Source organism: Streptomyces sp. NPDC050806 (assembly GCF_055586425.1).
The window spans coordinates 189,154-203,843 of the sequence record NZ_JBVJIF010000002.1 but is presented as its reverse complement, the minus strand read 5'-3'; the positions used below and the strand labels follow the sequence as shown (position 1 = coordinate 203,843).

9 protein-coding genes are annotated in these 14,690 nt (G+C 69.8%); 5 read left to right on the top strand and 4 right to left on the bottom strand.

The genetic code is table 11. The features are described from left to right. Nucleotides 1–92: 92 nt before the first annotated feature. From ACZ6WH_RS06335 to metH, 4 genes are all read right to left on the bottom strand, one after another. Entirely contained in the window at nucleotides 93–1,679 is a 1,587-nt protein-coding gene (locus ACZ6WH_RS06335; protein WP_469726494.1) for an ABC transporter substrate-binding protein, read from the bottom strand. 130 nt (nucleotides 1,680–1,809) lie between these two features. Continuing rightward, entirely contained in the window at nucleotides 1,810–3,417 is a 1,608-nt protein-coding gene (locus ACZ6WH_RS06330) for an ABC transporter substrate-binding protein (protein ID WP_469726492.1), read from the bottom strand. A 374-nt stretch (nucleotides 3,418–3,791) separates the two neighbouring features. Beyond that, a complete protein-coding gene (locus tag ACZ6WH_RS06325) occupies nucleotides 3,792–4,493 on the bottom strand; it encodes an HAD family hydrolase (protein WP_469726490.1) in 702 nt (233 codons plus the stop codon). Between the two features lie 231 nt (nucleotides 4,494–4,724). After that, nucleotides 4,725–8,234, bottom strand: a complete 3,510-nt coding sequence (gene metH, locus ACZ6WH_RS06320) for a methionine synthase (protein ID WP_469726488.1) — start codon at nucleotides 8,232–8,234, stop codon at nucleotides 4,725–4,727. A 297-nt stretch (nucleotides 8,235–8,531) separates the two neighbouring features. Between metH and ACZ6WH_RS06315 the strand changes: the two genes are divergently transcribed. The 5 genes from ACZ6WH_RS06315 to ACZ6WH_RS06295 all read left to right on the top strand — a co-directional run bounded on the left by ACZ6WH_RS06315 (nucleotide 8,532) and on the right by ACZ6WH_RS06295 (nucleotide 14,369). Beyond that, a complete protein-coding gene (locus tag ACZ6WH_RS06315; RefSeq protein WP_432852166.1) occupies nucleotides 8,532–9,296 on the top strand; it encodes an IclR family transcriptional regulator in 765 nt (254 codons plus the stop codon). Between the two features lie 237 nt (nucleotides 9,297–9,533). Then, the gene (locus ACZ6WH_RS06310; protein ID WP_432852169.1) at nucleotides 9,534–10,322 is read left to right on the top strand and encodes an MIP/aquaporin family protein; all 789 of its coding nucleotides are present in this window, start codon (nucleotides 9,534–9,536) and stop codon (nucleotides 10,320–10,322) included. 67 nt (nucleotides 10,323–10,389) lie between these two features. After that, nucleotides 10,390–11,916, top strand: coding sequence for a glycerol kinase GlpK (glpK, locus tag ACZ6WH_RS06305; protein WP_432852171.1), 1,527 nt, complete (start codon nucleotides 10,390–10,392; stop codon nucleotides 11,914–11,916). 4 nt (nucleotides 11,917–11,920) lie between these two features. Then, entirely contained in the window at nucleotides 11,921–13,534 is a 1,614-nt protein-coding gene (locus ACZ6WH_RS06300; protein ID WP_361563581.1) for a glycerol-3-phosphate dehydrogenase/oxidase, read from the top strand. 163 nt (nucleotides 13,535–13,697) lie between these two features. Continuing rightward, nucleotides 13,698–14,369 carry a FadR/GntR family transcriptional regulator gene (locus ACZ6WH_RS06295; RefSeq protein WP_361563578.1) on the top strand — a complete coding sequence of 224 codons (672 nt, stop codon included), beginning with the start codon at nucleotides 13,698–13,700 and terminating at the stop codon, nucleotides 14,367–14,369. Nucleotides 14,370–14,690 lie beyond the last annotated feature (321 nt).

The following is a 14,690-nucleotide window of genomic DNA, read 5'->3' as shown; positions in this document are numbered from 1 at the left end:
CCGCCCGCCGGCTCGCAGCACGGAGGCCCGGCACGTCGTGGGCGTGCCGGGCCTCCGTGCTGCGGGTGACCTCCGGGGTCAGCCCTCCGGGGTCACTCCTCCGAGCTCTTGCTGATCTCCCAGAAGCGGAAGACGGTCGAGGAGTCCAGGGTCCATTCCAGGCCGGAGACGGTGTCCCGGGCCACGGCGTACTGCTTGCCCTGCCAGAGCGGGATCATCGGCAGCTCGTCGGCGACGATCTGCTGCACCTCGCGGTAGTCCTTCTTGGCGGCGCCGCGGTCGGGCTCGGCGGCGGTCCTGGGGAGCAGGCCGCGGGTGATGCGCCCGGAGTCGTAGCCGTTGTTCAGGACGTTGCCCTTGCCGAAGAAGGGCTGGGTGAAGTTGTCGGGGTCCGGGTAGTCGGGGACCCAGCCCTTGACGTACACGGGGTACTTCCCGGCAGCCACGCCCTTCTCGTACTCGTCGAACGGCACGCTCTTGACCTTGGTGTCGAAGAGGCCGCTGGAGTTGAGCTGCTGCGCGATCTCCTGGAGGGCCGCGTCGGTGTCCGGGCCGTAGCGGGTGGGGGTGGACCAGAGGGTGAGCTTCGCCTTGTCCTGGATGCCGGCGGAGCGGAGCGCGGACTCGGCCTTGTCGCGCTGCGGGCGGGATCCGTAGGTGTCGAAGAAGGCGGTGCTGTGGCCGGTGATGCCGGCGGGCACGATGGAGAACAGCGGCTCGACGGTGCGCTGGTAGACGTCGCGGGCCAGGGCGGCGCGGTCGATGGTGTACGCCATGGCTTTGCGGACGCCGAGCTTGCCGGCGACCGGGTCCTTGGTGTTGAGGACCAGGTTCATGGTCTCGGCGCTGTCGCCCTCGACGACCTGGGTGTGGCCGCTGTCGACGGCCTGGTCGAGGTCGGCGATGTCCTTGTTGGCGAGGCCGCGGTAGGCGAGGTCGACCTTGCCGTCCTGCACGGCGTGCTTCAGCGTCGTCTGGGAGTCGTAGAACTTCATGGTCATGCCGGAGTTCTTGACCTTGGCCGGCCCCTTGTAGGAGGGGTTGACCGAGAAGACGGCCTGCTTGCTGCCGTAGCTGTCGAGCTGGTAGACGCCGGAGCCGATGGCCTTGCCGTCGGTGCGGAGCTTGTCGGCCGGGTATTCCTTGCGGTCGACGATGGAGCCGGCGCCGGAGGCGATCTTCATGGGAAAGGTCGCGTCGGGCGTCTTGAGGTGGAAGACGACGGTCTTGTCGTCCGGCGTCTGGATCTTGTCCAGGCCGGCGAGCATGACGGCGGGGCCGTTCTTGTCGTTGATCTTCAGGGTGCGGTCGAAGGAGTGCTTCACGTCCTTGGAAGTGAGGGGGTCCCCGTTGCTGAACTCCAGCCCGTCCTTCAGTGTGCAGCGGTAGACCTTGCTGCTGTTGTCGGTGAAGGTGCAGCTCTTGGCGGCTTCCGGCTGGGGGGTGGTGCTGCCCTTGGGGAAGCTGATCAGGGACTGGAAGACGTTGTTGAACAGAAGCCAGGAGCCGGGGTCGTAGCCGGCCGCCGGGTCGATCGACTGGATCGTGTCCGTCATGCCCATGACCACAGGTTCGCCGACCCCGGCACCCTCGTCGTCGCCCGAGCCGCACCCGGCAAGCAGGGCTGCGGCCAGCCCCGCACACAAGGGGGCGGCGAGCAGCTGGTCACGTTTCCTCACGTGCGCGTTCCTCACAGTTGGTGTCGCGGTTGCCTGCCGACGAGGCCGTCGGCCGATGAGAGCGAGGGGCTCGCTCTGCGGGCGGGCCGGCCGGCGCCCTGGCGGGTGCCGGCCGGCCGTTGCTCCGGCGTCAGTCGGCGACGCCGCGGCCCAATTCCCAGATCTGCAGCGCGGAGGAGGAGTTCAGTGCCCACTCCACGCCGGTGATGTCATCACGTGCGGCGACGTACTGCTTGCCCTGCCAGAGCGGGAGGACGGGAACGTCGTCGGCCACGATGTTCTGAGCCTTCTTGAAGCTGCCCGCCGCGGCGTTGCGGTCCGCCTGCTGGCGGGTGGCCGGGATCAGCTGGTCCTCGATCTCGCGGTTGCGGTACGGGGAGCCGAGGAAGTTGCCCTTGCCGATGAACGGCGCGAGGTAGTTGTCGGCGTCCGGGATGTCGGCGTACCAGCCCATGCCCCAGACCGGGTACTTGCCCTTGCCGGAGTCCTCGCGGAACGTCTGCCAGCTGTCCACGCCCTTGAGGCTCACGTCGAACACACCGCCCTTGTTCAGCTGCTTCCGCAGCTCCTCGAACTCGTCCTTCGTGGTCGAGCCGTAGTGGTTCTCGGTGTAGGCGAGGGTGATCTTCACCGGCGTGCGGATGCCGGCGCTCCGCAGGATGCGCTTGGCCTCGGCCGGGTCGGCGTTGCCGTACTTGCTGAAGAAGGAGTTGATGTGGCCGGTGAGGCCGGTCGGCACCAGGGAGTACAGCGGGTCGCCGGTGTGCGCGTACACGTCGCGGACCAGCGCCGGGCGGTCGACCAGCTGGGCCATGGCCTGGCGTACCGCCTTGTTGCGCACGACGGGCGCGTCCGTGTTGAAGGCGAGGTAGCGGATCTCCTGGCCGGGCATCTCCTGGAGCACGACGTGGGAGTCCCGGGCGTTCTGCAGGCCCTCGATCTGATGCGGCGACAGGGTGCGGTTCATCAGGTCGATGTCGCCCTTGCGCAACGCCTTCTCCATGGCCTCCGAGTCGTCGAAGAACCGCATCTCGACCTCGTCGTTCTGCGGTTCGATACCCCCCTTGTACTCGGGGTTGCGGGTGAAGACGGCCTTGGTGACGCGGTTGCCGCTGTGCTCGGCCTTGAGCTGGTACGGGCCGGAGCCGACCAGGTCGAAGCCCTTGTAGAGGGCGTTGCGCGGGTAGACCTTGTGGTCGACGATCGCGGCGGCGGGGGTGGCGAGCTTCTGCGGGAAGGTGGCGTCGGGCTTCTTGAGGTGGAAGACCACCTCGTGCCGGCCGGAGGTCTCGACGGTGTCGATGTTGTTCATCAGCGTCACCGGACCGTTGGTGTTGTTGATCCGCAGCATCCGGTCCACGGAGAACTTCACGTCGGCGGCGGTCAGCGAGTCGCCGTTGGAGAACGTCAGACCGTCGCGGAGGGTGCAGCGGTACTGCTCGTTCCGGGTGTCGCGGAAGCCGCAGGAGCGGGCCGCCTCGGGGACCGGCTCGGTGCCGGTGCGGGGCAGCCGCATCAGGGTCTGGTAGGTGCCGCGCAGGACGTTCCAGGCGCCGACGTCGTACGTCTGGACGGGGTCGAAGGGGGCCGGGGCAGCCTTGGACGCCTCGATGGTGTCGGTGGTACCGACGACGATCGCCTTACCGTCCCCACCTGCGCTGTCGCCACCGCCGCAGGCGGCCAGCACAGGGGCGAGCAGACCGGCCAGGGCCGGCAGCACCAAGGTCTTGCGATTCATCGTCGGCAGGTTCCTTATCAGCGCAGAGGTGTTGCTCGCGTCGACATTAGTAGGAACGGTCTGCGGGTCCGTGACACAGCAGAGTTGAGCGCATATCACGCCGGGATAACACTCCCGGGGTGACCGATATCCGGACACTGGAACGATTCGTACGCCGATTCATCAATCCGGACACTTACCCCCGCCCAACCCCTTCGCTTACCCCCTTGGAGCAACATTCCCCCCGACTGTCGAGAGGCAGGGGCGTGATAAACGTCACGGATCCCAATGCAACCGGCAGCATGGGAATTCAGTGGCTGTATTAGTCACGGAAAATGAGCGCTCCGCTCCTCAGCGTCCCTCCGGCCTTTCCTCCGACGACGCTCAGTACCGGCTCATCGCTTTTCCGTGATGAGGGACCGCAGAAAAGGCAGATCGACCTCTTCCAGGGACCCCACGACGGTCCGCGTGGGGGTCGGCTCGATCGGCAGCAGCGACGGCACGGCGACCACCCGGCAGCCGGCCGCCTCGGCCGACGTCACGCCGGTCACGGTGTCCTCCACCACCGCGCACCGCGCCGGGTCCACGCCGAGCCGGGCCGCGGCGGTCAGGTACGGGTCGGGGTGCGGCTTCGTGCGGGCGAGGTCGTCGCCGGCGAGGGTGAGGTGGAAGTGCTCCGCGCCCAGCGATTCGAGCATGCGGTCGATGATGTCGCGGTGCGAGGCGGAGACCAGCGCGGTCGGCACCTGGTGTGCCGCCAGCTCCGCCAGCAGCCTGCGGGCGCCGGGCATGAGCGGCACGCCGCGGGCGATCCGGGCGGCGAAACGGGTGTTGAGCAGCACGGTCAGCTCGGCGAGCGCGATCGTGGCGCCGGTGGCCTGGATGAGGTACGAGGCGCTGCGGCTCATCGGCCCGCCGACCACGACCTGGCGGTGCGCCTCGTCCAGGACGTACCCCAGGTCGGCGAAGACCTCGGCCTCCACCTCCCACCAGAAGTTCTCGGTGTCGACGAGGGTGCCGTCCAGATCGAGAAAGACGGCCTGGAGGGTGGAGCCTTCGGCCGTTCGGGTGCCGACGGCGGGGATGCTGCTGGTCATCCGTACACCTCCGTTGCAGGGGTCCCCGGAGGGACAAAAGGGCCGGCCGCCTTCCCGCGGGGAAAGACGACCGGCCGCTACCGGACCGATAAGTGTACGACTGTGCCGGTCCGTACGCTTCGGTGCCCGACCGGAGGCCCGGCTTCGAGCCTCCGGGGGTACGCATTGCGCTATCGCGCGTTGCTGCGCCCCCCCCGGGGGCAACCCCCGGCCCCGGCCGCGCACACCGTGCTAGCGCGCGTTGAAGTACTTCGCCTCCGGGTGGTGGATGACGATGGCGTCCGTGGACTGCTCCGGGTGGAGCTGGAACTCCTCGGAGAGCTGGACGCCGATCCGCTCCGGCTGGAGCAGGTCCGCGATCTTCGCGCGGTCCTCCAGGTCGGGGCAGGCGCCGTACCCGAGGGAGAAGCGCGCGCCGCGGTACTTCAGCGCGAACATGTCCTCCATCTCGGCCGGGTCCTCGCCCTGGAAGCCCAGCTCGGCGCGGACGCGGGCGTGCCAGTACTCGGCGAGGGCCTCGGCGAGCTGGACGGAGAGGCCGTGCAGCTCCAGGTAGTCGCGGTAGGAGTCGGCGGCGAACAGCTTGGCCGTCTCCTCGCCGATCTTCGAGCCGACGGTGACGACCTGGAGGCCGACGACATCGGTCTCGCCGGACTCCTCCGGGCGGAAGAAGTCCGCCAGGCACAGCCGCCGGCCGCGGCGCTGGCGCGGGAAGGTGAAGCGGGTCCGCTCCGTCCCGTCCTCGTTCAGCAGGATGAGGTCGTCGCCCTTGGAGTGGCAGGGGAAGTACCCGTGCACGACAGCGGCTTCCAGGAGGTTGTCCCGCTGGAGCTTGTCCAGCCAGCCGCGCAGCCGCGGCCGGCCCTCGGTCTCCACCAGCTCCTCGTACGTCGGGCCGTCACCCGTACGGGCCTGCTTCAGGCCCCACTGGCCCTTGAAGAGGGCGCCCTCGTCCAGCCAGGAGGCGTAGTCGGCGAGCTGGATGCCCTTCACCACGCGGGTGCCCCAGAACGGCGGCTGCGGGACGGGGTTGTCCGTGGCCACGTCGGAACGGACCGCGCCCTCGGGCTCCTCGACCTCCAGCGCTGCGGTGTCCCGCTTGGGCACGCGGCGCTGCTTCAGCTCCGGCAGCGTCGCGCCGGGCACGCCGCGCTTGACCGCGATGAGGGCGTCCATCAGGCGCAGGCCCTCGAAGGCATCGCGGGCGTAGCGGACCTCGCCCTCGTAGATCTCGTGCAGGTCCTGCTCCACGTACGCGCGGGTCAGCGCCGCGCCGCCGAGGATGACGGGGAAGTCGGCCGCCATCTTGCGCTGGTTGAGCTCCTCCAGGTTCTCCTTCATGATCACCGTGGACTTCACCAGCAGGCCCGACATGCCGATGACGTCGGCCTTGTGCTCCTCGGCCGCCTCCAGGATCGCCGAGACCGGCTGCTTGATGCCGAGGTTGACGACGTTGTAGCCGTTGTTGGACAGGATGATGTCCACCAGGTTCTTGCCGATGTCATGGACATCGCCGCGGACGGTGGCCAGCACGATGGTGCCCTTGCCGTCGTCGTCGGTCTTCTCCATGTGCGGCTCCAGGTAGGCCACCGCCGTCTTCATCACCTCGGCGGACTGGAGCACGAACGGCAGCTGCATCTGCCCGGAGCCGAACAGCTCGCCGACCACCTTCATGCCCGCCAGCAGCGTGTCGTTGACGATCTCCAGCGCCGGGCGCGTCTCCAGCGCCGCGTCCAGGTCGGCGTCCAGGCCGTTCTTCTCGCCGTCGATGATGCGGCGCTGGAGGCGCTCCTCCAGCGGCAGCGCGGCGAGCTCCTCGGCCTTGCCGGCCTTCAGCGACTTGGCCGTGGCGCCCTCGAAGAGCTGCATCAGCTTCTGCAGCGGGTCATATCCCTCGGCCCGCCGGTCGTAGATCAGGTCCAGCGCGGTGGTGACCTGCTCCTCGTCGAACCGCGCGATCGGCAGGATCTTGGAGGCGTGCACGATCGCCGAGTCCAGGCCCGCCTTGACGCACTCGTCCAGGAACACGGAGTTCAGCAGGATGCGCGCAGCCGGGTTCAGGCCGAAGGAGATGTTGGACAGGCCCAGCGTGGTCTGCACCTCCGGGTGGCGGCGCTTGAGCTCGCGGATCGCCTCGATGGTGGCGATGCCGTCCTTGCGGGACTCCTCCTGACCGGTGCAGATGGTGAAGGTCAGGGTGTCGATGAGGATGTCGGACTCGCGGATGCCCCAGTTCCCCGTCAGATCGGCGATGATCCGCTCGGCGATGGCCACCTTGTGCTCGGGAGTACGGGCCTGCCCCTCCTCATCGATGGTCAGCGCGATCAGCGCCGCACCGTGCTCCCGGGCCAGCGCCGTGACCTTCGCAAACCGCGACTCCGGCCCGTCACCGTCCTCGTAGTTCACCGAGTTGATCACCGCGCGGCCGCCGAGCTTCTCCAGCCCCGCCCGGATCACGGGAACCTCGGTGGAGTCCAGCACGATCGGCAGCGTCGAGGCCGTGGCAAACCGCCCGGCCAGCTCGGTCATGTCCGCCACGCCGTCCCGGCCCACGTAGTCCACGCACAGATCCAGCATGTGCGCGCCCTCGCGGATCTGATCCCGGGCCATCTCCACACAGTCGTCCCAGCGGGCATCCAGCATCGCCTCGCGGAACTTCTTCGAACCATTGGCGTTGGTCCGCTCACCGATCGCCAGATACGAGGTGTCCTGCCGGAACGGGACGGTCTGGTAGAGCGAGGCGGCGCCGGGCTCGGGGTGCGGACGGCGCTCGGTCGGGGCGGTGCCGCGGACCCGCTCCACCACCTGGCGCAGGTGCTCGGGGGTGGTGCCGCAGCAGCCGCCGACCAGGGACAGACCGTACTCGGCGACGAAGGTCTCCTGGGCGTCGGCCAGCTCGCCCGCCGTCAGCGGATAGTGCGCGCCGTCCTTGCCCAGCACCGGCAGCCCCGCATTGGGCATGCAGGAGATCGGCACGCGGGAATGACGGGCCAGATAGCGCAGGTGCTCGCTCATCTCGGCCGGACCGGTCGCGCAGTTCAGACCGATCATGTCGATGCCCAGCGGCTCCAGCGCCGTCAGCGCCGCACCGATCTCCGACCCCAGCAGCATCGTCCCGGTCGTCTCCACCGTCACGGAGCAGATGATCGGCAGGTGGGTGCCGGTGGCCTCCAGGGCGCGGCGGGCGCCGAGGACGGCGGCCTTGGTCTGCAGCAGGTCCTGGGTGGTCTCCACCAGCAGCGCGTCCGCGCCGCCGGCGATCATGCCCTCGGCGTTCTGCTGGTAGGCGTCCCGCAGGGTGGTGTAGGGGGCGTGGCCGAGGGTGGGCAGCTTGGTGCCGGGGCCCATGGAACCCAGCACCCAGCGCTGCTGCCCGGTCGAGGCGGTGAACTCGTCGGCCACCTCGCGGGCGATGCGCGCGCCGGACTCGGACAGCTCGAAGACCCGCTCGGGGATGTCGTACTCCGCCAGCGCCGCGTGGTTCGCGCCGAAGGTGTTGGTCTCCACGCAGTCGACGCCGACGGCGAAGTACTCCTCGTGGACCGAACGCACGATGTCGGGGCGGGTGAGATTGAGGATCTCGTTGCAGCCCTCGAGCTGCTGGAAATCGTCCAGGCTGGGGTCCTGGGCCTGGAGCATGGTGCCCATGGCTCCGTCGGCGACCACGACACGCGAGGCGAGGGCCTCACGGAAGGCTTCGATGCGGGCTGAGGGTGTGGTCGTAGGCGTGTGCGAGGCCATGGAGCTGCTCCCGTGGTTGCGACGGCTGTCGGCTTTGCGCCTTCCGGTACGAGGGCGCACCGGGCCAGCCTAGCTGGCGGGCTCCTTTCGGTGGTGGGCGTCCCACGGCGTGGGACGGCAGGGCACTCGTACGGCAGGGGTGGTCGCGGCACGCGGCCGGGCCTGCTCGGGGGTGGGGCGGTGGGCGCGGCGCCCGCCGGGCCATGATCATGGTCCGGTGTGCGGCCCACTCCCCCGGGGTCGGCATCGACCGATATCGTTTGGCATTGTCGAACCGCTCTTCCCGGAGGTAGCTCCATGGCACGGACCATTCAGTCGCTGGAGCGCGCCGCGGCCATGCTGCGGCTGCTGGCCGGCGGCGAACGGCGCCTCGGGCTCTCCGACATCGCCTCCGCGCTGGACCTGGCCAAGGGCACGGCCCACGGGATCCTGCGCACCCTCCAGCAGGAGGGCTTCGTGGAGCAGGACGCGGCGTCCGGCCGGTACCAGCTGGGCGCCGAGCTGCTGCGGCTGGGCAACAGCTACCTCGACGTGCACGAGCTGCGGGCCCGCGCCCTCGTCTGGACCGACGACCTGGCCCGCTCCAGCGGCGAGAGCGTCTATCTGGGCGTGCTGCACCAGCAGGGCGTGCTGATCGTGCACCACGTCTTCCGGCCGGACGACAGCCGCCAGGTGCTGGAGGTGGGCGCCATGCAGCCGCTGCACAGCACCGCGCTGGGCAAGGTTCTCTCCGCGTACGACCCGGTGGCGCACAGCGAGGCGGTGGAGGGGCAGCGAGAGGCGTTCACCTCGCACACGCTCACCGACCTGGAGGACTTCGAGGGCGTGCTGGATCTCACCCGCGCCCGGGGCTGGGCGGCGGACGTGGAGGAGACCTGGGAGGGCGTGGCGTCGGTGGCCGCGCCCATCCACGACCGGCGGCGGATGCCGGTGGGCGCGGTGGGGATCTCCGGTGCCGTGGAGCGGGTGCGGCGGGACGGGGAGCTGCGGCCGGAGATCATCGCGGCCGTGCGGGACTGCGCGCGTGCCGTGTCCAGGGATCTGGGCGCACAGCGCTTCTAACCGGTTTGTCCGGTATTTCGGCTTAGGTTTTCCCTCACAGAACCCTTGACGGGCTACTGGCCGTAAACAAAACTGCCGTTCGTCGGTCGGCATTGTCGAACGCAATACGACGATTGTCGTATGGTGGTCAGTGCCGGATCGCCGACCAACGCCCTCACCGAGGGCTCGGACCACCGGAGGGACCCGGGGTACGGCGCATCTCGGTGTCCATCTGGACGAAGGACAAAGGAGTCGCGGGTGTCCAGCTCCGACATCTTCATCAGCGAGACCATCGGTACCGCTGTGCTGATCCTGCTGGGCGGTGGCGTGTGCGCCGCCGTCACTTTCAAGCGCTCGAAGGCCCATGAGGCCGGCTGGGTGGCCATCTCGCTCGGCTGGGGATTCGCCGTCCTCACCGGCGCGTACATCGCCGCCAAGTCCGGCGCGCACCTGAACCCCGCCGTCACGGTCGGCCTGGCCATCCAGGGCGGCATCGAGTGGAGCCAGGTTCCGGTGTACTTCGCCGGTGAGCTGCTCGGCGCGATGATCGGCGCGGTCTGTGTGTGGCTCTCCTACTACGGCCAGTTCAAGGCCCACCTCACGGACCCCGAGGTGATCAACCCGCCGCGGGGCGACGAGGGTCTCGTCGACCAGGCCGAGGCGCCCAAGGCCGGCCCGGTCCTCGGCGTCTTCTCCACCGGCCCGGAGATCCGCAACGCGTGGCAGAACCTGGTCACCGAGATCATCGCCACCATCGTGCTCGTGCTGGCGATCCTGACCCTGGGCCTCAGCGACGACGGCAAGGGCGTCGGCCCGCTCGGCAGCCTCCTGGTCGCGTTCGTCGTCGTCGGCATCGGCCTCTCGCTGGGCGGCCCGACCGGTTACGCCATCAACCCGGTCCGCGACCTCGGTCCGCGCATCGTGCACGCGCTGCTGCCGCTGCCGAACAAGGGCGGCTCCGACTGGGGCTACGCCTGGATCCCGGTGGCCGGTCCGCTGATCGGCGGCGCCCTCGCGGGTGGCATCTACCAGCTCGCGTTCGCCTGAGCCGCCGCAGCAGAAGCCGTACGAGACAAGAGCCGCACTCCCCACAGCACCTCCTGGAGCACACACCATGAGCGACACCCACACCACCGGCCCGTTCATCGCGGCCATCGACCAGGGCACGACCTCCAGCCGCTGCATCGTCTTCGACCGCGACGGCCGCATCGTCTCGGTCGACCAGAAGGAACACGAGCAGATCTTCCCCAAGCCCGGCTGGGTCGAACACGACGCCACCGAGATCTGGGAGAACGTCCAGCAGGTCGTGGCCGGCGCCATCGACAAGGCGGGCATCACCGCCGACGACGTCAAGGCCATCGGCATCACCAATCAGCGCGAGACCACGCTGATGTGGGACAAGAACACCGGCGAGCCGGTCCACAACGCCATCGTCTGGCAGGACACCCGCACCGACGCGCTCTGCAAGGAGCTGGGCCGCAACGTCGGCCAGGACCGCTTCCGCCGCGAGACCGGCCTCCCCCTCGCCTCGTACTTCGCGGGGCCGAAGATCCGCTGGCTGCTGGACAACGTCGAGGGCCTGCGCGAGCGCGCCGAGCGCGGCGACATCCTCTTCGGCACCATGGACTCCTGGGTCATCTGGAACCTCACCGGCGGCGTCAACGGCGGCAAGCACGTCACCGACGTCACCAACGCCTCCCGCACCCTGCTGATGAACCTGCGCACCCTCCAGTGGGAGCCCAAGATCCTCAGCTCCATCGGCATCCCCGCCGAGGTGCTGCCGGAGATCAAGTCCTCCGCCGAGATCTACGGCGAGACCGCCTCCGGCGTGCTGGCCGGGGTCCCGGTCGCCTCCGCGCTCGGCGACCAGCAGGCGGCCCTGTTCGGCCAGACCTGCTTCGCCAGCGGCGAGGCCAAGTCCACGTACGGCACCGGCACCTTCATGCTGATGAACACCGGTGGCGAGCCCGTCAACTCCTACAACGGCCTGCTGACCACCGTCGGCTACCGCATCGGCAACGAGCCCCCGGTCTACGCCCTGGAAGGCTCCATCGCCGTCACCGGCTCGCTGGTGCAGTGGATGCGCGACCAGATGGGCCTCATCAACTCCGCCGCCGAGATCGAGACCCTGGCCTCCACGGTCGAGGACAACGGCGGCGCCTACTTCGTACCGGCCTTCTCCGGCCTGTTCGCCCCGTACTGGCGCTCCGACGCGCGCGGCGTGATCGCGGGCCTGACCCGGTACGTCACCAAGGCGCACATCGCGCGCGCCGTCCTTGAGGCCACCGCCTGGCAGACCCGCGAGATCACCGACGCCATGACGAAGGACTCCGGCGTCGAGCTGACCTCGCTGAAGGTCGACGGCGGCATGACCTCCAACAACCTGCTGATGCAGACGATCTCGGACTTCCTGGACGCGCCCGTGGTGCGCCCGATGGTCGCCGAGACCACCTGCCTCGGCGCTGCCTACGCGGCCGGCCTGGCCGTGGGCTTCTGGTCCGGCACCGACGAGCTGCGCGCCAACTGGCGGCGGGCCGCCGAATGGACCCCCCGCATGGAAGCGGCCACCCGTGACCGCGAGTACAAGAGCTGGCTCAAGGCCGTCGAGCGGACCATGGGCTGGATCGAGGACGAGGAGTAATCACATGAGCACCCTGCAGAGCGTCCCGGCACTCGGGACGCACCCGGCCGACGGTTCGCTCCCGAGCCGCGCCGAGACCCGGGAGCGGCTCGACAAGGCGACGTACGACCTCCTGGTGATCGGCGGCGGCATCCTGGGCATCTCCACCGCCTGGCACGCCGCGCAGTCGGGACTGCGGGTGGCCCTGGTGGACGCCGGCGACTTCGCCGGCGCCACCTCCTCCGCCTCCTCCAAGCTGCTCCACGGCGGCCTGCGATACCTGCAGACCGGCGCGGTGAAGCTGGTGGCGGAGAACCACTTCGAGCGCCGCGCCGTCTCCCGTCAGGTGGCCCCCCACCTGTCGAACCCGCTGACCTTCTACCTGCCGGTCTACAAGGGCGGCCCGCACGGCGCGGCCAAGCTCGGCGCGGGGGTCTTCGCCTACTCCGCGCTCTCCGCTTTCGGCGACGGCGTCGGCCACGTCATCAGCCCGGCCAAGGCCCAGCGCGACGTGCCGGAGCTGCGCACGGAGAACCTCAAGGCCGTGGCCGTGTACGGCGACGACCAGATGAATGACTCCCGGATGGCCCTGATGACGGTCCGCGCGGCCGCCGCGGCCGGCGCGACCGTGCTGAACCACGCCGAGGTCACCGGGCTGCGCTTCACCCAGGGCCGGGTCACCGGTGCCGACCTGAAGGACCGCACCGACGGCACCGAGTTCGGCGTCAACGCCCGCCTGGTGCTGAACGCCACCGGACCGTGGGTGGACCACCTGCGCAAGATGGAGAACCCGGGCGCCGCCCCCTCCATCCGCCTCTCCAAGGGCGCGCACCTGGTCCTCAAGCGCACCTCCCCCTGGAACGCGGCGCTGGCGACCCCGATCGACAAGTACCGCATCACCTTCGCACTGCCGTGGGAGGACCAGCTGCTGCTGGGCACCACCGACGAGGAGTACGAGGGCGACCCGGCCGACGTCGCGGTCACCGAGAAGGACATCAAGCAGATCCTGGACGAGGCCGCGTTCTCCGTCCGCGACCAGCAGCTGGACCGCGACCTCATCAACTACTCCTTCGCGGGCCTGCGGGTGCTGCCGGGCGGCCCCGGCGACACCTCCAAGGCCAAGCGCGAGACGGTGGTCACCGAAGGTGCCGGCGGCATGCTCTCGGTGGCCGGGGGCAAGTGGACGACGTTCCGGCACATCGGACGTACGGTCATGAGCAAGCTGGCCGCCCTGCCCGGCCACCCGCTCGGCGAGAACATGGAGCCCGTCTCCGAGCTGCCGAAGAAGCTGCCGCTGCCCGGCATCGCCAACCCGCAGGCGGTCGCGCACCGGCTGCTGGTCGACGGCGGCACCCCCGGCCCGCGGATGTCCGCCGACACCGCCCGCCACCTCGCCACCCACTACGGCTCGCTGTCCTTCGACATCGCGCGCCTGGCGAACGAGGACCCGGCGCTGGCCGAGCGGATCCACCCCGACGCGCCCGAGATCTGGGCGCAGGTCGTGTACGCCCGGGACCACGAGTGGGCCGAGACCGCGGACGACGTGCTGCGCCGCCGTACCACGCTGACGATCCGGGGCCTGGCGACGGACGAGGTCCGCGCGAAGGTGACGGACGTGCTGGCGGCCCGCAAGAGCTGAGGCACCGCCCGGCGGTGGCGGTCCGCCGGCGAGGACGGGGCGGGATTCCGGGTACCGGGTCCCGCCCCGACGCGTTCCCGCGGGCATAATGGCCTCCCATCAGACATCCGATGTCTGACGGCAGTTTTCGGGCTTTCAGGCGTTCCGAGCGGGGAGGTCGGCCATGGCGGTCACGGACGAGGCCATCGAGAAGATCAAGGGCATGATCGTCTCCGGCGCGCTGCGCCCCGGCGACCGGCTGCCCAAGGAGAGCGAACTCGCCGCCGAACTGGGCCTGTCCCGCAACTCCCTGCGCGAGGCCGTCCGCGCCCTGGCGCTGATCCGCATCCTGGACGTCCGGCAGGGCGACGGCACGTACGTCACGAGCCTGGATCCCCAGCTGCTGCTGGAGGCGATGAGCTTCGTCGTGGACTTCCACCGCGACGACACCGTCCTGGAGTTCCTCGCCGTCCGCCGCATCCTGGAGCCCGCCGCCACCGCGATGGCCACGGCCCGGATCACGCCCGAGCAGCTCGACGCGCTGGACGCCCAACTGGACGCGCTCGGCACGGCACCACCGGTGGAGGACCTGGTCGCCTGCGATCTGGAGTTCCACCGCAGCATCGTGGCCGCCTCCGGCAACTCGGTGCTCTGCTCGCTGCTGGACGGCCTCTCCGGGCCCACCACCCGCGCCCGTATCTGGCGCGGGCTGACCCAGAAGGACGCGGTGACCCGCACCCTCACCGAGCACCGGGCCATCGTCGGCGCGCTGCGGGCCCGCGACGCGGAGGCCGCCCGCGCCTGGGCCACCGTGCACATCGCCAGCGTGGAGCAGTGGCTGCGGGCGTCACTGTGACAGCCGCTTCCGGGTGAGGCCGGCGGGCCGTTCCGGCGGCGGCCGGCGAGCCGTGGAAACCGGCCGTCGTGCCGGGCGGCCGGCGGCTGCCGACGGGCCCGCGCGGCGGCCGGAGCCCGGCGGTGGCACGGAGGGACATCCGATCTGTGCCGCGCTCCGATGTATGGCCTCGCCGCCCCGTCCTCGCCGGTCAAACGGCTGGTGGTTGACAGGAACAGATCGGATGAATGAGCACTCGTTAGTGCAGAGGGGCTGCGTTCGGGTACCACGGACGCCGTAGGCTGGGGGCGCACGGATCGGGAACAGCAACCGGTGGCCGCC

Excerpts from the sequence above, each read along its gene's own strand:
- glpK (WP_432852171.1), top strand. The coding sequence starts at position 10,390 with ATGAGCGACACCCACACCACCGGCCCGTTCATCGCGGCCATCGACCAG.
- ACZ6WH_RS06330 (WP_469726492.1), bottom strand. The coding sequence starts at position 3,417 with ATGAATCGCAAGACCTTGGTGCTGCCGGCCCTGGCCGGTCTGCTCGCC.
- ACZ6WH_RS06295 (WP_361563578.1), top strand. The coding sequence starts at position 13,698 with ATGGCGGTCACGGACGAGGCCATCGAGAAGATCAAGGGCATGATCGTC.
- ACZ6WH_RS06300 (WP_361563581.1), top strand. The coding sequence starts at position 11,921 with ATGAGCACCCTGCAGAGCGTCCCGGCACTCGGGACGCACCCGGCCGAC.
- ACZ6WH_RS06315 (WP_432852166.1), top strand. The coding sequence starts at position 8,532 with ATGGCACGGACCATTCAGTCGCTGGAGCGCGCCGCGGCCATGCTGCGG.
- ACZ6WH_RS06325 (WP_469726490.1), bottom strand. The coding sequence starts at position 4,493 with ATGACCAGCAGCATCCCCGCCGTCGGCACCCGAACGGCCGAAGGCTCC.
- metH (WP_469726488.1), bottom strand. The coding sequence starts at position 8,234 with ATGGCCTCGCACACGCCTACGACCACACCCTCAGCCCGCATCGAAGCC.